Raw genomic sequence first — 19,364 nt, 5'->3', positions numbered from 1 at the left:
TATGAAGGGTATTATTCTCGCCGGAGGTTCGGGCACACGTCTTTATCCGTTGACCACAGTGACCTCGAAACAGCTGCTGCCGGTCTATAACAAGCCGATGATTTACTACCCGATGAGCGTACTCATGCTCGCCGGGATTCGGGACATCCTGGTGATTTCCACGCCAAAGGACCTGCCTAATTTCGAGCGCTTGCTCGGCGATGGCAGCCAGTTCGGGCTGAATCTTTCCTATAAGGTGCAACCAAGCCCCGATGGGCTCGCCCAGGCGTTCATCATCGGCGAGGACTTCATCGACGGAGATTCCTGCGCGTTGGTGCTCGGCGACAACATCTTCTACGGCAACGGCCTGAGCCAGGTGCTCAAGCGCGCCGTAAGCGTCAAGCATGGCGCTTCCGTGTTCGGCTACTACGTCGACGATCCGGAGCGCTACGGCGTGGTGGAGTTCAACAAGGACCACAAGGCGGTGAGTATCGTCGAGAAGCCGGAGCACCCGGCCTCGAATTACGCTGTTACCGGCCTGTATTTCTACGATGACCGCGTGGTCGATTTCGCCAAGCAAGTGCGGCCTTCCGCACGAGGTGAGCTGGAAATCACCGACCTCAATAAGCTGTATCTGGAAGACGGCTCCCTGAACGTGCTGACGCTGAGCCGCGGCTACGCCTGGCTCGACACCGGCACCATGGACTCGCTTTACGAGGCTGGGGAATTCGTGCGCACTGTCGAGCGCGCGCAAGGTCTGCCGATCGCGGTGCTCGAGGAAATCGCTTACGAGAACAACTGGATCAGCCGTGACCAACTGCTCGAAGCCGCGCACAAGTACGGCAAGAGCCCTTACGGCCAGCATCTGCTGCAAGTTGCCGAAAACAAAATCATCATGTCAAACCTGTAGTCTGAAACGAATCTAGTGGGCGGACCGAACACAACCGGTCCGCCCACTGCGTTGTTAAGGGCAATTACTCACCACAAAAATCATCATTTAGGAAAAGGAGAGACAATGGCCTAGGAGCAGCAGCGAGTAGCCCGCCACAAGCAACCCCACCACAAATAGCTTTGTAACTCTGAGGGCTTTCTTCGAGTCAAAGGCTATTCCAAGACTTGGCGCCAAAAGAATCAGGGGCACATAGATAGGGATGTAATATCTACTTTGCAAGCCAGAGATGCCCTTGCCCAAAGGCGAGGCGAAACCTTGGTTTGCCAATACACCAGCGGCTGTCAGCGCGAAGAAAATCACCGTGACCACCAAGACCAACAGTCTTCCCTTGGCTGTCATCACTTGTTTTCGGATACCTAAAAGTATAAGAATTGCACAAGCCACCAAACTCGGAAGCATGATGCTTGCCGGAAGCATGGTCTGCGGTCCGGTGCCAGCAAACAACTGCATATTGCGCTCAATATCATATTGATCCCCGGTCAAATTAATTGGCTGGACAAAGGACAGCAGGAAACTACGTATCATCAACAAGGGATGCCGTATAATATCCTTCTTCACTTGCGTATATCGTGCTAAATCAATCGCCGAATTGGTGCTTGGAGAAATCCCGGATGTCAGGACGACCCAAATCAAAGCCACAATGGCCGTGCATAACGTCGCCACCAGCGCGACCACAACCATCTTTTTCTTGTCCTTATGCCGCGAATATAGGGGTAACAACCAAGCCAGCAGCACGAGGACGACGCAAGTCACTTTTATCAAGCCGAGGGTCAACGACAGGAGCAGCAGCAAAGGCACGAATTTGAACGGAGCGTCCTTTTCCTGCAGCATCCTCAAAACACAACTAACAAAAAGCAAGGAAAAAGCGCTGGTTACCGCATCTGCGCCAGGCCAGCATATCGAAAGGAACACAATCGGCAGCATCGAGACACCGCAAAAGACCAGTTCGTAAATCCCTGACATACGAATCGCGACAGCGATGAGGCAGGCACAAATAACCAAAGTCGAGAACGCCGCCAGACGCACGTGTCCGAAGCCCAGCAAACCAGGGAAATAAGCGAATGGGGTATTGACCGCGGTGTTGCTGAAGGGAACATAATGCCCATTCCCCATATACCCGCCAAATGTTCCATCGCCGTTGGGGCTTGGCTGAGCGAGCATGTGCCCATGGGCAATCTGATAGAGCCTTTGCCAATGAGGTATCTGGTCAGGCCAAGAACGTCTCTTATCGAAAAGGATAAGAATCGTACCGAAAAGAATAGTGAAACCCAAATAGAAAAGTGCGACATCACCTATTTTTTCCCGCAGAAAATTCCAAAAGTTCTTGCACGCAAGAGATATTCGAGACAAACCTCTCCCAACGTTCATCCTCATCCTACCGATTCCTCTTTCAAATCGTCCAGCTCTTGAAATCTATCCACCTGCTGGCCAAATCAATAAAGCCCGATGGACTATGCACTTTCTTGATTACCAAGCACACCCGCGCCTAAACCATCATTTTTAGTTTGGTTTCAAGCAAGGACATGTACAATGCCACCGTCTCACCTGCTTTTCAACGAAGTTTCTGATGTTTAATTCATCAACAGATGGCACCACTATGATGCCGAATCCACTTTGAAACGGACACCTCCAATCGGGCAAAACGCGACATTGCAATAAACAAGGGTCAGTAATTATGCGTTCTTGGGCAGGCAAACATCAATCCATGTCAGAAGAACGCAATACATCAAAAGCGCGTTCTGGGCAAAGCTTAAAAAACTCTTCCACCCGAACAAAACTTTGGGGATACAAATTCTTTCCGATAATGCATCCCCATTTGAAATTCCTAGAATGAATAAACATTGTCTAATGCAGGCTCATTCTGATGAGCATATTCACCATGGCAAGCAATATGCAGGATAGAGACAGACCTTCATCAAGATCCTCCCATCATATTTTGAGCCGAGTACTTGGCGTACGGCCCTCGAAAAAAACGAGATGAAAGCTCCTTGCTCACACGCTAAAATTGTATGTCCTGGTATCCACGAATCTTCCGTCAGAAGTGTAAAGCTCATAGCGAGCCCAGAACCTGCCATGATATGGCCGCCACAAGGCCCATTGGCTATAGAAGGCCGTAAACCATCTCTGAGCATTTTCATCATATAACTTAATGACGTATTTGCCTTGCGAATCGTTGGAAGCCGCGCCGAGCAACATCTGGTCACCCTGCCAACCGAGATATATCCCGTTAATGGACGCATTGAGCTTGTAATGGGTGGGAAGCGTCTGGTTGCCGATGGAATTGTGCGTCTGCTTGTCACGCACATCCAAATGCAACCAATAATCTCCTGCATTGTCTCGCCATTCCGCGCAATTGGAATCCTGCCACCACGCTATGGCTTTCCACGTGTTCGTAGAAAGATTGTAGGCCATCCACTGATACTCCACATTTCGATGGGGACCGGCTACCACTCCACAAACGCCGACCATCTCCTGATTCGGGAAAGTAACGATACCCACAGAACTCTGATAGGTTCTATTCCCGAAAGCATTGAGATCGACGTTGCCGATGCCATTGACCCAGCCGTTGTCGGCGTACTGCCAACCACGGTCATTGGTGGAATAACCGAAATTAGTACGTGCGCCATAACTCGCCACCCACCGGGTCTTGGAACGAATATTTCCCGTGTTCAACGCCGTATTCAGATAATAGGTATAGGAGTACACCGAAAGGTTGTTATAGCCAAAATGCTGCAGGCACCAATACCAAGTGCTGACCATGCTGTCATAAACCCATGGATTTGTGGGCGGCGTATGGCCAGTCCAACTCCAATTCTCAAGATCATAGTAAACCGGATAGCTCAAATCACCAGGGTTGATGCCAAGTTGCCGCAGTTTGTTGACCGCGTCAAAGCCTTCCTGGGTTGCGGTGTCATAATCATACGCATATGAATAAAAATAAACCCCGAATGGAATGCCCAATCGCTTGCATTCATTGACATTACGCGCCGCTTGATAATCTAAACGATTTCCCCAACCAAACGCAACACGTATGATGGCGCCTTCGACCCCGGAATTCTTTGCTGCGTCCCAATTGATATAGCCTTGATGCTCGGAGACATCGACCACGCCTTTGGCCTGCTGCGCAAAGAGGTTACCGCCGCGTTCAAAGAACGCCTGGGTGCCATTGTAGCTGCCCCAATAAGCACCATATTGATTGTTTTGCAACGCAGCATTGCGCACAGTGCCAGTCGTGGTCGCTTTGGAAGCGGAAGCGTTCGACGAAGCTGTGCTCGCTTGCACGTCACCACCATTTGCAGCGACGGCTTCCTTGACTTTGCCAGCCTCGACTGGGATAAAACGCATGCCATTCGTTTTTGTCAAGGGGTCGGGCTGCTGGTCCGCAGTACCCACAAGTTTTGGATCAGTAACAGGCGCTCCTGTTTCGATGTTCTTGATTTGGCCATCTGCAGTAGTGGCAAGATCCTTTGAAACCACCATCGCATTATCAGGAATGGCCGAGCTCACCTTATCCGGCAATTTCTGACTTGAATTGTCCGGCATGGCGTCCTCGGAAGCGTCCGATGCCGATGCCACTGCCTGATTGCCAATGGTCTTGACGGCTCCACCCCTTACTTGTGAAGCTGCGGAATCTTCAACAGAGTTATTGAAATCACTCAGATTCGTATCCGTCGCCGCAGTTGCAGGTACGGCGCTGAACGTCACACCCAACGCCGAAGCGACCAACACCGTCCCAACTTTTGTGGTAATTCCGACTACTTTATTCCACAACTTGTGCTTCATCTTCATTTCCTTTGCACCGCTTGCTATCAACACTATGTTGACCCGTAAGGTTTCTTAAGATTTTTGACGGAATCTGTTCTAAATAGTCATCCATATTTGCCGTATTCTCAGTACATACTCTTCCGTTCAATGAACCAGCCAGCATCCTTTTATTGGAACGCTTTCTCATCCAATCTATTGTCATGATAATGGCATACGCACAAAATGCCTGCTTTTACTTCAAAACATTGGCGAAATCATGACACTTTATTACAAACCGCCGGAAATCAGCACATTCGCATTACGCCGGGCTGCCAGGGTTGAATATCGGGCTTGGTTCCATGGTGTGTTTCTGATACGAGTCGCGAACACTTTCCCGTTCTTGGCTTTCGTTGATTTTCATGACATGAAATTCCGATACCACCATGACAAAAACGAACATTTTTTATGTTCTATTTATCATCATCTCACTATTAAAACTCAGTAACGAAATTGATTTTGTCGGAATAAAAACGAATATTCGCGATAGTGGTGAATTCTACAGAAATGTAGCGCTCTTTACTTCGTTCGTGTGCTAAACTAAGTGGGTCGGCACAGCAAAGTGTCGGAAATATCCGAACGAGTTGTTCTTGCGAAAAGGATGTTCGATATAACATCCAACGAACAAAACGGCACGTCATCCATCGGCAAAAAGCCGATAAGGAGGAATGCATCATGGCAGATGACAAGACCATCGTCGTCGATCCGGCGCTTTACGGGGAAACCGCAGCCGAGAAAACCGCGGCCGCTAACAAGGTCGCCAGAAAATTCGGCATCGGAGACGACGCCCTCGCCAAGGTCGAGGATTTCAAGAAGGAACTCACCAGCCACAACGCGTGGGATCTGCCGTTCATGGGTTACGTTGACGAGGACGGTTATGGTTACGCCTACGTGCCCGACAGGGCCATAGCACCGCCAAACTGGGATGCGCACGCGGCGTTCAAGGCGCTGCCCTACGACGCGCAGACCGCGTTTGCGATCCGCATGCTCTTCACCCACCGCGACGTCGACCGCTACGGCGCCACGATGTTCCTGCACTATGAGCGCAACTTCGACATCAAGTTCAAGGAAGACTGAGAGTAACTAATCCTTACGAACGCGACGACGCCATGTTTGCTGGCATACCTTCCTTTGGAGGGTTTCAGCGGGCATGGCGTTGTCGTGTTTCTCAACCAATCGAAAACCGAGGAATGAGTGGCTACAGCCCCCCCCGTACTTGCCCGATTTGCAGCGCCAGCGTTAAAAAGTGCGGTTAACACCAGTCACGATGCGCTTTTCGTACGTTTACGTCAGAAAAGTGCATGCTGTGTTTCATAAAGCGCACTTTTTTAACGCTAGCCCGCAATATCAGCGAACCGCCACGCCGACGCGAAATTGCTTGCGAAGCTCGGGGGCTCATGGTATCTTATATAAGTTGTGTGTTGATTTGTCTGCTTGTTAGGCTTATTGACGTACATGCTGGAGAATTCGCCTAGTGGTCTATGGCGCACGCTTGGAAAGCGTGTTGGTGTAACAGCCTCACGAGTTCGAATCTCGTATTCTCCGCGAGTGTCCCGGAAACCGCGAAATACCAAGGTTTCCGGGAATTTTTGTGCCTTAAAAACAGTGGGGAAAACGGTGGAGAAAGGGTGTGGTTTTTAGCCATGCCCTCAAGAGCTAATAGAGGATATCTTCCGGGCTAATGGGGCGCGAGGGTTGTCTTGACCGACGCACCGCAGGACCAATGAAACTGTGACGTGCCGGAATCGGATGCCGACGCAGGACAATAACGGCAATCACGTTTGCAAATAGAACCGTTAAGGCAACGATTACGGCGATCAGCATGGGATCGCCTTTGGCGTGGCTCGGCTCGGGAATCGGGTCGGGAATGGGCTGGCGGGTGCCGGTGACGATGAGGCGCTGGGTGTTGATGGCGTAGGGGGTGCAGGTCATCAGCGTCACCAGGTCGCGGCCCGGCACGACGCGGTAGAGGTGGGTGTCCTGCGGGTCGATGACGTGGATGCCGGTGACGCGGTAGCCCATCGTACGGCCGAGCGTCTGGACGTAGAAGATGTCGCCGCGCTTGAGTTCGTTGAGGCGCGTGAACAACAGGGCGCTGCTCAGGCCGCGGTGGCCGCTCAGGACGGCGTTCGTGGACGGGCCGCCGACCGGCAGGCTCGTGCCGTAAAGATGGCCGGCGCCGTGGAGCAATGCGTCGTCGGAAGTGCCGTGGTAGATCGGCATGTTCACCGAGATCTTGGGGATACGGACATTGCCCATCACCTCGTCTCCGACGTTCAAAAGACTTTGATACTCCTGGTCGTTCTCGCTGCGGGTTTTCGTCTTTGGTGATTTGTCGGAGGCCGCGAACGGATCGACGAACTCCCCCAATGACTTCTGGCCGGAATCCGCTATACGTCGGTTATAGGCCTGCGCCTGGCGGTATTCGTCGACGACCTTGCCCTGAGGCCAGCGATCGACGCGGCTCACCGAATCGTCGACGAGCCGGCCCTGCCGATACGACTGGATCGCCCAGGCCGTCGGGAACCACGCGATGGCCACGATAAGCGCCGTGGCGCAGCAGACCAGCAACACGTCGACGATGAGAATGACCGTCCTGCGGGAACCGCTTATTCCGCTACTTCTGTCGCGCAAAATCGTCTCGAAATCCACGGCGCCCCCATACCTTATTACCTGTTTATCTGTAGCTTTTACGCTTATTACGTGAAACAAACGATGGAAAAGGACGAGGGATGAGACCTGTTGCGGAATCATCCCTCATCATTGCGCTGTTGGCAGTCAGTACCGGCAATCGGTATCGGCAATCAGCCGATTATCGACGCTATATGGCAGTCAACCAGCTATCAGCCGGCCATCAGCGCAATCCAGACAGCCGCCATAGCCGTTTATCTACCTAGCGTTCGCGTTACTCCTTGCGCAGGCGGCGACGGGCCATGATCAGCAGGCCGGTGACCACCAGAAGCACCACGATGAGGAGCAGCGCGAGGACCATGCCCGCGCCACCGGTCAGCGGCAGCTGCGAGATGGAGGTGATGGCGAGCACCACGATCGGCGTCTCGCTCGAGACCGACTGGCTGTGCGCCACGACCAGGCGCCAGGTGTCGCTTTCGTTGGTGTAGGTGGACTTTGAGGCATTGGTCGCATCCGCTTGCACGTGCACCTTGAAGCTGGGCATGAAGGTATCCGAGAAACCGGCCGGAGCGGCGACTTCCTTGACGGTGTAGTAGCCCTTGCCCAGGCCGTCGAAAGTGAGGACGCCATCGGAGCCGACCTCAAGGTCCTCGACGAAGTCATCGTTGGTGGCGCTCTGCGCGGCGACCAGCTTGTAATGGCCGTCACCCAGCTTGATGAACTTGAGCGCGGCATCGGCCGCAGCAGCCTCGCCGGACCGGGACTGGGCGGATGCCGCGGCGGCGGACAGGCGGTACTTCGCGCCTGCAAGTCCCGCAATCGCGTCCTGTTCCTTTTCGTCCTTGGCGTCGTCCCACGCCACCTTGGGCTTGGTGATCACCGAGAACTTGCGGAAGCTCGCCACGGAAGCGGGATTCTGCGGGCTGGTGGAGTTGGAGGCGATGGAACCGGTGTCCGAGCCGCTCACGTTGCCGGTGTTCGGGTCGATGGTGGCCTCGGTGGGGTCGCTCGCGTTCGTGGCCGTGGGCTGGTTGTTGGCATCGCTCGAATAGCTGAGCGTCACGCCGTTCTGAAGCTGGCCGCCGGTGGCGTCATCCGTGATCGACATCGTGTAGGTGATGGTGATCGCGTCCTGGTAATGGAACCTCAAGATGCTCGGCGAAAGGTCGAAGACCACGTAATCGGTGGAATCGTCTCCGGCGATGCTCTGGAACCGGCCGGCCGCGGCCTTGTGGGCGGTCACCTTGTAATCGCCGTTGGCGGCATTGAGCTTGGTGGTGCCGACCATCACCGTTTCGGAATTGTCGACATAATGGAGGCCAAGCTGTGCGGGGCGATCGACCATGGTGTAGATGTAGCGGCGGAAACCGGTGGTCAGCGGGACGCTGCCGGTAAGTTTGTAATGCAATTCGCCGCCGATGGAGGCATCGTTGGTCTTGTCCGAATCCAGTTCCTTGCTGACCGTCGGGGCGTCGTTCTTCATATCGACCAGTCCGAGGGTCCTGTCACCGGCCATCTCGTTGTAGGTCACGCCGCCGTCGGTGATGGCGGTGCTCACCAGCATCGGGATGGAGTTGCCGGCGGTCTTCGGATCGGCCGCGCCGGACTGGCCGCTCACGCCGGCCTCGCCGGTGACGTCATCGACCATGTAGATGCCCGGCAACAGGCCGGAAATGCTCACGGCCATCTTGTCGCCGGTGTCGGAGGCGACCGTGGACTGCGCCGTGGCCGCGCTCACCAGGCTCGTGAACTTGGCGCTGTAGAAGACGTTGCTGACGAACTGGCGCAGCTTGCCGTTCCAAGCGTCCGCGGCGGTGCCATAGTTGGAAGTGGTGTCCTCGTTGGCGTTGCCGCCATTCACCTGGCTTGGATAGCCGAGCCACTTGGCCGCCACCTCGCCGACGGGGTTGCCCTGATAGTGCACATCCGCGTCGCCGCCCTTGACCGCCCTCAGCGCAGCCGTGGCTTCGTCGCGAAGCTGGGGGTCGGTGCCGACGGACACGGCGTTCAGCACGCCCGTCTTGCCGTCCACATTCGCGGTGCCTTTGGCGTTCACGTAGGTGCCGATGCGCACCGCCTTGAACTTGTGGTTCTCGATCATCTTCTTGTCACCCTGGATGGTGATGGTCTCGCCCGCGTATGGCGCGGCGACGGCACTCGGCACGGAGATGTTTCCATCCCCCGCGGCGTTCGCGGCGCCCAGCGGGGCCACTGCCAGCAACGTGGCTGCGGCGAGCGCGGCCCCGGCAAGCTTGTGTATGGTGGTTTTGAAACTCATATACCCTGACCTTGTCTTTCTTTCCTCAATTGATACGGATATTGGTTATCGGCCTTGCACCTTTGTTCCCAACGGTTTCATCAGGCCAAATCTTTAAATTTTGTATTACGTTTATCGCGCGTCACGGCAACCGGCAGCCCAACGGCACACCGGCCCGTCACGAGACCACGCCGCACGCAACGGACTCACCGCTTGGCATGCGCCCCGACCTTTTTCTTGAATCGGGTGAGATAGACGTATCCCGCCGCGCTGGAGAGCGCGACCACGGCCGCGACCACCAGCAACCACCAACGCCTCCAACCGGTGAACGGGAGCAACGAAACCGGCGCGGACGTGGTCAGATCCGCAGTGACGGCGTCCGACTGATTGCCCGGCTCGCTGCCCGAGATCTCGGCAAGCGTGTTGATGTTGTAGACGAAGTCCAGCGTTCCGGCCCGGTCCATCGACGTGATGGTGAGCCGACCCGGCGGCATGAACGTCGGGATGTCGATATGCCATTTCGCGTCCTTGTCGGTGGTGGTGCTGGTCTCGTTGCCGTCCGGCCAACGAACGGTGACGTGGTTGCCCTCCATGCCCGTAAGCTTGCTGACCGGCGACGGGTCGAGGCCCGTGTGGGCGGTGTCGCTCACCGTGCCCTCGATGCCGTCCTTGCGGCTGACGGACGTGACCTGGACCGCCGTCGGGTAGGTGTCGATCAGCTGGTTGCGCACCTGCCCGAAGGTCAGTACGTGCGTCTCCGAGTTGTTGAGCACCGCGATGATGGTGAAAAGAATCTTCCCGGCGTTGTCGCCCTGGGTGAAGGTCGATACCGGCCCCTGCCAAACCCAATCGGTGAGCCAATGCCCGCTGCCCTGTTCCTGCCGTTGCTTTTGGCCGGCGGCGTTGAGCGGGCCGAAATCCTTCAGCAAGTACGTGTCCGCGGGCGGTTGCGGGTTGTTCGGGTCGTCGTAAGGTTGGCCGGTCACCGTATCGTGATGAATCGGCGCGGACTGCGCCACCGCGTAGAGCTTGAGGCTGTCGTTCGGGTTCACCGTTTCCGCCGAACCTTTGATGGTCACCTTCGCGTCCGCCGGCATCTGGCTTTTGCCGGCCGCGTTGCGCACGGTGTGCGGCACCTTGAGCTGCTTGATCTCAGGATTCTTGTTCAGCTCGAGCTGGAAATTGCCCTGCACGACGTTCGAGAAGAGCGAGGATATATTGAAACCGTTGCCGTCGGTTTGCCAGGCGTGGTAGCGGATGGAGTGCTGCAGGTTCGTGTCGATCGCGCGATTATCGGGAATGGACCACTTGCCGTCATCGTCCACAGGGACGGACGCGATTCTGATGCCACGCGTCGCGGGGTCGTTCGGTTTGGCCAGGTTGATGATATGCGACTGGTCCTCGGCGAAAAGCGTCACCGTGTCGCCGGGAATGCCGGTGCCGGTGATGGTACGCGAAGCGGTGTGCACATAGTTATTGAACGGATTGATCGTCGGCGGCTTCGGGCGCGGGATGCTGTAGTTGGCGAACGCGGTGTCGATGGTCCAGCCGGTGTCGACCAGCTTGTCGATCTCTTCCTGCGTCGAGGTGGAGGTGATGCTCAGCGGCTTGGCCGGATCGGCGTTGTTGTAAAGCGGATTGTAAGCGTCATGGACGCTTCTCGTCTGCCCGCCGGTCGGCGTGTTCTGCACCGTGCAGCCTTCGTAGGCCGCGGCGCTGTCCTGATTGCTGACGCCGGGGTTGGTGGAGATCGGCCAGGTCACCAGCTTGAAATAGCCGTCAAGCTTTTCTTTCTCCTTGATCTTGCCGAAATCGATGTTGCCTTTGGCGTCCTGCAGCTTGTCCGGGTCCGTGCCGGCGCCGGGAACCATCAAGCGGTTCGGGGTACCTCCCGGGTTATTGGGAGCGTTGAATGCCGAATAACTTTGGTTACCCCCGTAATTGGAGTAAGGTGGCTCTCCGTCGACACGCACTGCGCTCGGCGTCAGCGACTGCACCGGCACCCAGTCCTTGCCGCCTTTCAGTGCGAGCCATTGGTAGTAGAACGAGGTGATCTGCGAGCAGGGAAAATAGTTATAGCCGATGTTGTACCAGTACACGAAGAACGAATTGGCCGGGGCGACGCCCGCGCCGGTTCTCTGGCTGGGGAAGCCGTAATCGGTCACCAATCCCCAGTTGGCCTGACCGCCGCTGAACAGGTAGGGATGCGCGTCGAAGCCGACGTGGGCGGTCGGCCCATTGCACTGCTGCACCCTTTGCGCCGCCGTGCCCGACGCCCAATTGCAGTTGCCGGCGTACATATACGAGGGCACGCCTTCGCTGATATTGGTGACATAGCGCGAATCGAGCGACGAATAGGAATACTTGCCGTCCCATGTGCTGGCCGGTATCTTTCCGTTCATTTGTCTGCCCGGCGCCGCCACGGCGTAGATGTACTGGTCGTATTCGGTGCCGCCGACGTTGCCCGAATCCAGGTTCTTTCCGGTGTAGAAGATATTGCCTTCGATGGAGATGGTGAGGTAATCGTAGTCACCGGAAACCAGCACGTTGTGGATGGTGTAGCGCTCGTCCGCGTTCTGCGCCCATTTGAGGGCGGCCTGCTGCGCGTTCGTGTCCGCGGCACGGTCGCTGTCGCCACCGTAGGTGTTGAGATACGGGAAACTCACCAACTTAGTGTTGGGATCGGTGCCAGGCGCGCCGGACAGCGAGACCAGCATCTGCATGCCGCAGTCGATTCTCGGGTTCTCCCCGTTGGCGTACTTTCCCTTGTTGTCGCCGTTGCCACCGAAATCGGAAGGCTGTCCCCCGACCGTCGTGCAGTTGGGGTTCACCATGCCGTGAGGCATGCGCAGCACGAAATCCATGCGCAACTCGTCGTCGACATCGTTGCCCTGCATCTTGTTGTTGTTGGCGAGGAACTTGTAGAGCTCGGGCTTGCAGTCGACGCGTTTGTCCGCGGGGACCGTGCTGGTGGTGTCTTGCGTGCACAGCGCCGGGTAGTCGTCGACGGTCACGTCTTCCGCAGAGACGTCGGGAGCCACGTTGTTGCCGGACGCGAGGCTCGCAACGCCGCTCTGGACATTGGCGGCGTCCTGCGCCGCGATGTTCTGGGCGACATACGTCCCGAGCTGCGTCGGGTCGGCCGACGCGATATACGGGCTCAGCCCGAGACTTCCCACCAGCAGGGACACCACGATGGCCACCGCCATGAGCAAATGGCCACGGTGCGGGATCGCTGCTGGCTTTTGAGATATACGTTCGTTACGGAAATCGTTCGACTTCACAGCAATCACCCCCTCAACATGCATGGCAATGAAATGCAATTCTTATATTTATTCACGTATGCGCATAAATGTCATGCTTTTCAAGTGTTATCCGTCGCATTGTCGTTGCAGGCAATCCGCACGTTCCCCTCCTAAAACGCGCGAGAAAAATCAACGGACAACCAGTGTGCGGTATCTACAAGACAAGTAATCGCAAAGATAATTAGACAAATCTAGACAGTGCTGTGAGATTTGTCTCGTTTGCCGACGCAAGATTGCATTACTCTTATTTGACCAAAATCATTGATATTGAGCCATAAACAAGCTATTCCTCATTGAATATTATTACGAATAAAAACGCTCAACGATGAGAAAATATAATGCGACACACCATACTTAATTGTGATATTACTCATAAACCAGCAAACGTTTTTATATCTCTCAGAAATATCAATATTCAAATTCCAAGAAGCAGGCCAAACACAATCACTGTTCATAAAACCAAATAATTGCAAAATATTGTCAAAACGGGTACTCTTGTACCTAAGGAGGTGATTAATTTGGTAGCAGCAACGAAAACGAGAATGCAGATTCGAATCGACCCCAAACTTAAGGAAGAGGGCGAACGGCTGTTTCGCTCAATGGGAACAGACCTGTCAAGCGCGGTGAGCATGTTCGTGGCACAAGCCGTGCACGAAGGCGGCTTTCCGTTCCGGCCCGTCGCCGACCCACTTGCCGCGGCCGTCAAGGCTGCAGAGTCCGAACCCGCAGAGTATGTGGGCAGCACGCAGGACGTGAAGGATATGATCGATGCCTTATAACTTCGAGGTCAGCCCTCAATATCAAACGTGACGTGAAAGCGATGAAGCGACGTCACAGGGCTATGACGCAGCTGAAAAGGGCGATTGACGCACTGGCCATGAACGACACCGACCTACTCTCGGGCCATTTCAGGGACCACAAACTCACCGGCGATTTGTCCGGTTGCCGTGAGCTGCATATCGAAGCCGACTGGTTGCTGGTTTATAAGAAAAGAAAGTCAACGGTGACTATCATCCTGCTACGCACCGGAACCCACGACCAACTGCTATAAGGTGGTCAACTAAAAAAGTCGGTCGGCTTGGTGTTGAACATCAAACCGACCGACTTCTGTAACTAAATGGCATTCTAAATGGCGTCGACATCCGTTTCTCCGGTGCGGACTCGGGTGACCGAATCGAGTGGGAGAACCCATACTTTGCCGTCGCCGATGTTGCCGGTGCGCGCGGTTTTGACGATGATGTCGACCAACGGGGCGGCGTCGGCGTCGCGCACCGCCACCTCCACACGGATCTTGGGGATGAGGTTGACCGAGTAGCTGGCGCCGCGGTAGACCTCGGTGTAGCCGTGCTGCTCACCGCAACCGTTGACTTCACTGACCGTCATGCCTTCGACACCGGCGGCCGCGAGGGCCTCCTTGACCTCGTCGAACTTCTGTGGCTGGATAATCGCTGTTATCAGTTTCATCACTTCATCTCCTTCAGGAGAGCCGTAGCCTTACCAACAAAATCGTACGCGCTCTCACCTTGGTCGGCAAGGTCGACGCCCGAGAGTTCCTGATCCTCGTTCACCCTCCAGCCTACGGTCTTTTGCAATACAAAAGCAATCACCAACGTGACCACAGCGGAGTAGATGACCGCGGCGAGCGCCACCACCACCTGCACCGCCAGCTGCCGCCAGCTGCCACCGGCGAAGAGACCGGTGCCCTCGCCGAAGAAGCCGATGAGGATGGTGCCGGTCAGACCGCCGACCCCGTGGACGCCGACCACGTCGAGGGAATCGTCGTAGCCGAAGCGGAACTTCAAGCCGCACGCCAGGCAGGTCAGCACGCCGACGATGGCACCGATGACGATGGCCCAGAGCGGGGAGACCACATCGGCAGCCGGGGTGATGCCGACCAGGCCGGCCACCATGCCGGAGGCCGCGCCTACCGCTGTGTAATGTCCGGTGCGAATCTTCTCGGTGAAGCCCCATGTCAGCATCGCCGCCGCGGCGGAAAGCGAAGTGCTCACCCACGCGTAACCGGCGGTGCCATTGGCCGAGAAGGCGGAACCGGCGTTGAAGCCGAACCAGCCGAACCAAAGCAGGAACGCGCCGAGCATCACGAAGGGGACGTTGTGCGGACGGATCGGCGCCTTGCCGAAGTCCTTGCGCTTGCCGATCAACAGGACGATGACCAGCGCCGCCACGGCCGCGTTGATATGGACGACAGTGCCGCCGGCGAAATCGTGGACGGGTGCGCCGATGAACCTGGAAATCGGGCCATCAGGCGAAAGAATGCCACCGTTCCAGACCATGTGGGCCATGGGCGCGTAATCGAGCGTGATCCAGATGGCCACGAAAATCATCCACGTGCTGTATTTGATGCGTTCCGCGAGCGCCCCGGAAATCAGGGCGACGGTGATCATGGCGAAGGCCAGCTGGAAGGCGACGTCAATGCTCACCGGGTATTTGTTGCCGTTGGGGGTCAAGCCGGTGGCGGTGAAAACGCCGTCCTTGCCGGCTTTCATCGTGTCGCCAAGCAGGAAGCCGGAGACGGGATCGCCGAAGATACCGCCGATGTCCTTGCCACCCCACGAAATCGACCAGCCCCACAGGGCCCAGATGATGGCGCTCACCGCGAGCGCGCCCGCGGAAAGCATGAGCATGTTCAGCACGGCCTTGCGGCGCACCATGCCCCCGTAGAAGAACGCCACTGCGGGCGTCATCAGAAAGACGAGCGACGCACAGACCAACATCCATGCGGCATTTCCAGTATTCATTTCGCGTTTCCTCTCCTCCGGCCCTTTGCGCGACGGGGTCCGACGCGTCCTGAACCGTATGGGGCTATGAAACACGGGAAACGTAAGGAGAAGTTTGACGCGAGATTACGGCGGTGTAAAACTCATGGAGATATCGAAACATGATGGTTACTTACCGAAAAGCAAACCGCGCACCGATTCTTAAAGAACGATGCGCGGTTGAAAAAATATGGCTGATTAAAACTCAGGCGAGGATGCCGTCAACGAAACCTTCCGGATCGAAGGGGGCGAGGTCGTCGGGGCCTTCGCCGAGGCCGACCAACTTCACCGGCACACCCAGCTCCTGCTGCACGGAGATGACGATGCCGCCCTTGGCCGAGCCGTCGAGCTTCGAGAGCACGACGCCGGTGATGCCGATGGCCTGCGCGAAGACCTTGGCCTGCGCCATGCCGTTCTGGCCGGTGACCGCGTCGAGCACGAGCAGCACCTCGTCGACTGGCAGGTTCTTCTCGGTGACGCGACGAATTTTGCCGAGCTCATCCATGAGGTTCGCCTTGTTCTGCAGGCGGCCGGCAGTGTCGATGATTAATACGTCAACCCCTTGCTCCTTAGCCTGCTTGGAAGCGTCGAACGCCACGGAAGCGGGGTCGCCGCCCTCCTTCTCGCTGCGCACAACAGGCACGCCGACCTTCTGCCCCCAGGTCTCAAGCTGGTCGGCCGCGGCGGCACGGAAGGTATCGGCGGCGGCGAGCATCACGCTCTTGCCTTCGGAGACGAAGAGGCGCGCGAGCTTGCCGGCGGTCGTGGTCTTGCCGGTGCCATTGACGCCGACCATGATGATGACGCTCGGCTTCTTGGCGTCGGGCTTGTCCGCGTTGAGCGCGCGGTCGGGCTGGGAATTGACCATGTCGATGAGCTTGGAACGCAAGGCCTCACGCACGACCTTCGGATCGGAGGTGCCGGTGATGCGGGCGTCGTTGCGCAACTCGCCCACCAGCTTCTCACTGGCCTCGCTGCCGACATCGGCCAGCAGCAGCGTGTCCTCGACCTCGTCCCAATCCGAATCGGAAAGCTGGTCTTTGGCGAGAATGTTAAAAAGCGCCTTGCCAAACGGATTTGACGACTTGCTGAGCTTCTCCTTGAGACGCACCGCACGCGAGGCTTTGGTTTCCGGAGTCTCCATCTCAGCATTTTTTGAGACCTTGGATGATTCCTCTTTTTCAGCGACACTCGAAGTGGCGGGTTCGGAATCGTCCTTTTCCTCAGATTGCTCTGATCGCTCTGATCGCTCGGGAACGTCGGCATCCCCTGTGTCCGTATCGTCGTTCTTACGCGAGCGCACCACCAGCACGATCGCGGCAACAAGCACGACGACAACGACCAGCGCCGCGACAATAAGCATCGGATTCATAGTAAGAGTCATGCTTCAAGATTATTGGCGAGGCGCGACGCAACAAGCCTACATCGAAATCCACTGAAATACACTTGTATTACATCATTGAATTTAGAATGCTTGCCATTTTGCAAAGTCGATTCACTAACCGCTGCTTGATGAGAAGCCGACACAAACGCACACCCAACCTGGGGTATTTGAAATCAGAGCCTTGGAGTCAGGCCGGCCCCATTTCAAATACCGCCGTTTGGGTGTGCGTCACATACAATATAACTATGTCGAATGCTTCCAGAATGACCTCGTACCAGCGCCGGGAACAGCTCATCACCGTCGGCCGCGGGCTTTTCGCCGCCAAAGGCTACGAAGCGGTGAGCGTGGAGGAGATCGCGGCCGCCGCGAAAGTCTCGAAGCCGATCGTTTACGAGCATTTCGGAGGCAAGGAAGGGTTGTACGCCGTCATCGTCGACCGTGAGATGCAGAAGCTGACGAGCACGTTGATCGACGCGCTTTCCGCAGGCGACACCCATCCGCGCCAAATCGTGGAACGCACCGCGCTGGCACTGCTGACGTATATAGAGGAGAACTCAGAGGGCTTCAACGTGCTCGTGCGCGACTCCCCCAGCACCGACCCGGCCGGCTCGTTCAGCTCGCTGCTGGGCGACGTGAGTTTGCGCGTCGAGGAGATCCTCACCAAAGCGTTCAAGCAGCACAAGCTGCCCGCGAAAGGCGTGCCGTATTACGCGCAGATGCTCGTGGGCATGACCGTTTTCACCGGCCAGTATTGGGCCGCGAACCAGAAGAAAATCGACAAGGAACAGCTTGCCGCGCATATCGTCAACCTCGCCTGGCATGGGCTTTCTCGCCTAGAAGCCAAGCCGAAACTGCAGTTCGAGAACGATTTGAACGCCTCAGCCGATGGCAACAACGATCAAGCCGAAGACGTCAAAGACGCCGGCAGCAACGATGACGCCGACAACGACATCGATGGCGCCAATACGAACGAATAACATGCGCCGCTGAAAAAAGTAAAGCGCGAACGCCAAAATTTAACCGTCCCTAAAGCCGAAAACCTTGGAAGCCGTGGGCAGCAAATAAATCAAGCACCGATAAAGAATTCATCTAATAATACTTTTGCGCAACTTACGATAAAAGTGGCGCAATTCATGCGCCCGCACCCTCCATTCTCGAGATTACATGGTAAATTGGGCTTGTTCACCGCACCAACGCGGCGAATTCCAATAACGAGGAACTATGCCGCACACTAGCTCGAAAACGCTCACCTTCGTGGTACCCGCGTTCAATATGGACACCTACCTCGAGCGTTGCGTCTCATCGCTGACCGCCAACCCCGACAGCGACGACATCGAAGTGCTGATCGTCGACGACGGCTCATCCGACGGCACCCCAGAACTCGCGGACCGGCTCGCGGCGACAAAGCCCGGCATCATCCGCGTCATCCACCAGACCAACAAAGGGCACGGCGGCGCGGTCAACACCGGCATCGCCAACGCTTTAGGCATGTACCTGAAGGTCGTCGACGCCGACGATTGGGTGGGCGCGCAATCGCTGGAACAGCTCATGGATGTAATGCGTAAACAGCGCGAGGCCAGCGAACCCATCGACATGTTCGTCACCGATTATGTCTACGACAAGGTCGGCAAAAAACGCAAGCACGTCGTGAAATTCGACAGCGTGATGGACGCGGACAGGCGCCTGGATTGGGACGATCTCAAGCATTTCGGCATCGCGCAATACATGATCATGCACGCGCTCATTTTCCGCACCGAAGTCCTGCGGCAGGCCCAGACCCAGCTGCCCGAGCACACGTTCTACGTCGATTTCATCTACGCCTACCAGCCGTTCCCCTGGGTCAAATCGCTGATGTACGTGAGCACGCCGCTCTACCACTACTTCATTGGCCGCGACGGGCAAAGCGTGCAGACCGACGTGATGATCCGGCGAGTGGACCAGCTCGTGCGCGTCAACCGCGCGATGGTCGCCGCCACCCCCGAGCGCGGCACCGTTCCCGACGGCCTCTACCGCTATATGATCCACTTCCTCTCCATCGAGTCCGTGGTGGCCAGCGTCTTCCTCATCCTCTCGCGCAACCCTGCGAACTACCAGATCAAGCGCGAACTCTGGGAGAACCAGCGGGCCGTCTCGCCACGCATCGCGCGCGACGTGCGCCGCCAGCTGCCGTCCCGCGCCATCAACCTCCCAGGCTCGGTAGGCCGCTGGATCATCCGCATGGGCTACAACGTAGCTGAAAACATCATCGGATTTAACTAAACTTTTGCCATACACAGGA

14 protein-coding genes and 1 tRNA gene are annotated in these 19,364 nt (G+C 56.5%); 7 read left to right on the top strand and 8 right to left on the bottom strand.

Annotation, left to right across the window (positions count from 1 at the left end; genetic code table 11):
- Nucleotide 1: 1 nt before the first annotated feature.
- Nucleotides 2-889, top strand: a complete 888-nt coding sequence (gene rfbA, locus OZX73_RS01215) for a glucose-1-phosphate thymidylyltransferase RfbA (RefSeq protein WP_277149886.1) — start codon at nucleotides 2-4, stop codon at nucleotides 887-889.
- A gap of 87 nt (nucleotides 890-976) precedes the next feature.
- Here rfbA and OZX73_RS01210 read toward each other — a convergent pair whose 3' ends face one another.
- Entirely contained in the window at nucleotides 977-2,305 is a 1,329-nt protein-coding gene (locus OZX73_RS01210) for a DUF2142 domain-containing protein (protein ID WP_277149884.1), read from the bottom strand.
- 618 nt (nucleotides 2,306-2,923) lie between these two features.
- A complete protein-coding gene (locus OZX73_RS01205; protein WP_277149882.1) occupies nucleotides 2,924-4,714 on the bottom strand; it encodes a GH25 family lysozyme in 1,791 nt (596 codons plus the stop codon).
- Between the two features lie 693 nt (nucleotides 4,715-5,407).
- On the opposite strand from OZX73_RS01205, the gene OZX73_RS01200 reads away from it, so the two are divergent.
- A complete protein-coding gene (locus OZX73_RS01200) occupies nucleotides 5,408-5,809 on the top strand; it encodes a glycerophosphodiester phosphodiesterase (protein WP_277149879.1) in 402 nt (133 codons plus the stop codon).
- A 383-nt stretch (nucleotides 5,810-6,192) separates the two neighbouring features.
- Nucleotides 6,193-6,277: transfer RNA gene (locus tag OZX73_RS01195), tRNA-Ser, on the top strand.
- A 111-nt stretch (nucleotides 6,278-6,388) separates the two neighbouring features.
- Here OZX73_RS01195 and OZX73_RS01190 read toward each other — a convergent pair.
- From OZX73_RS01190 to OZX73_RS01180, 3 genes are all read right to left on the bottom strand, one after another.
- The gene (locus tag OZX73_RS01190; protein ID WP_277149877.1) at nucleotides 6,389-7,384 is read right to left on the bottom strand and encodes a class C sortase; all 996 of its coding nucleotides are present in this window, start codon (nucleotides 7,382-7,384) and stop codon (nucleotides 6,389-6,391) included.
- A 253-nt stretch (nucleotides 7,385-7,637) separates the two neighbouring features.
- On the bottom strand, nucleotides 7,638-9,641 hold the full coding sequence (locus tag OZX73_RS01185) for an isopeptide-forming domain-containing fimbrial protein (protein ID WP_277149876.1): 2,004 nt from the start codon (nucleotides 9,639-9,641) through the stop codon (nucleotides 7,638-7,640).
- Nucleotides 9,642-9,826: 185 nt separating this feature from the next.
- A complete protein-coding gene (locus OZX73_RS01180; RefSeq protein WP_277149874.1) occupies nucleotides 9,827-12,904 on the bottom strand; it encodes a hypothetical protein in 3,078 nt (1,025 codons plus the stop codon).
- Between the two features lie 539 nt (nucleotides 12,905-13,443).
- On the opposite strand from OZX73_RS01180, the gene OZX73_RS01175 reads away from it, so the two are divergent.
- Together OZX73_RS01175 and OZX73_RS01170 are read left to right on the top strand one after the other, a co-directional pair.
- Nucleotides 13,444-13,704: a type II toxin-antitoxin system RelB/DinJ family antitoxin gene (locus OZX73_RS01175; protein WP_277149871.1), complete on the top strand. Its 261-nt coding sequence runs from the start codon at nucleotides 13,444-13,446 to the stop codon at nucleotides 13,702-13,704.
- Nucleotides 13,705-13,736: 32 nt separating this feature from the next.
- Complete coding sequence (locus OZX73_RS01170; protein ID WP_277149869.1) at nucleotides 13,737-13,976, top strand: type II toxin-antitoxin system YafQ family toxin; 240 nt, start codon at nucleotides 13,737-13,739, stop codon at nucleotides 13,974-13,976.
- 74 nt (nucleotides 13,977-14,050) lie between these two features.
- Here the strand turns inward: OZX73_RS01170 and OZX73_RS01165 are convergent, their stop codons facing one another.
- The 3 genes from OZX73_RS01165 to ftsY form a co-directional block, all read right to left on the bottom strand.
- Nucleotides 14,051-14,389 carry a P-II family nitrogen regulator gene (locus tag OZX73_RS01165; RefSeq protein ID WP_277149867.1) on the bottom strand — a complete coding sequence of 113 codons (339 nt, stop codon included), beginning with the start codon at nucleotides 14,387-14,389 and terminating at the stop codon, nucleotides 14,051-14,053.
- Nucleotides 14,389-15,684, bottom strand: a complete 1,296-nt coding sequence (locus tag OZX73_RS01160; protein ID WP_277149865.1) for an ammonium transporter — start codon at nucleotides 15,682-15,684, stop codon at nucleotides 14,389-14,391. The genes OZX73_RS01165 and OZX73_RS01160 overlap by 1 nt, the downstream gene beginning before the upstream one ends.
- Before the next feature lie 223 nt (nucleotides 15,685-15,907).
- Nucleotides 15,908-17,065, bottom strand: a complete 1,158-nt coding sequence (gene ftsY, locus OZX73_RS01155; RefSeq protein ID WP_277150872.1) for a signal recognition particle-docking protein FtsY — start codon at nucleotides 17,063-17,065, stop codon at nucleotides 15,908-15,910.
- 266 nt (nucleotides 17,066-17,331) lie between these two features.
- On the opposite strand from ftsY, the gene OZX73_RS01150 reads away from it, so the two are divergent.
- Entirely contained in the window at nucleotides 17,332-18,063 is a 732-nt protein-coding gene (locus OZX73_RS01150; RefSeq protein ID WP_277149863.1) for a TetR/AcrR family transcriptional regulator, read from the top strand.
- A 244-nt stretch (nucleotides 18,064-18,307) separates the two neighbouring features.
- Nucleotides 18,308-19,345 carry a glycosyltransferase family 2 protein gene (locus OZX73_RS01145; RefSeq protein ID WP_277149860.1) on the top strand — a complete coding sequence of 346 codons (1,038 nt, stop codon included), beginning with the start codon at nucleotides 18,308-18,310 and terminating at the stop codon, nucleotides 19,343-19,345.
- Nucleotides 19,346-19,364 lie beyond the last annotated feature (19 nt).

Source organism: Bifidobacterium sp. ESL0775, from assembly GCF_029395475.1.
Classification (GTDB): Bacteria; Actinomycetota; Actinomycetes; order Actinomycetales; family Bifidobacteriaceae; genus Bifidobacterium.
Note: the sequence above shows the minus strand (reverse complement) of the source record. Positions and strands in the feature narration are given on the sequence as shown.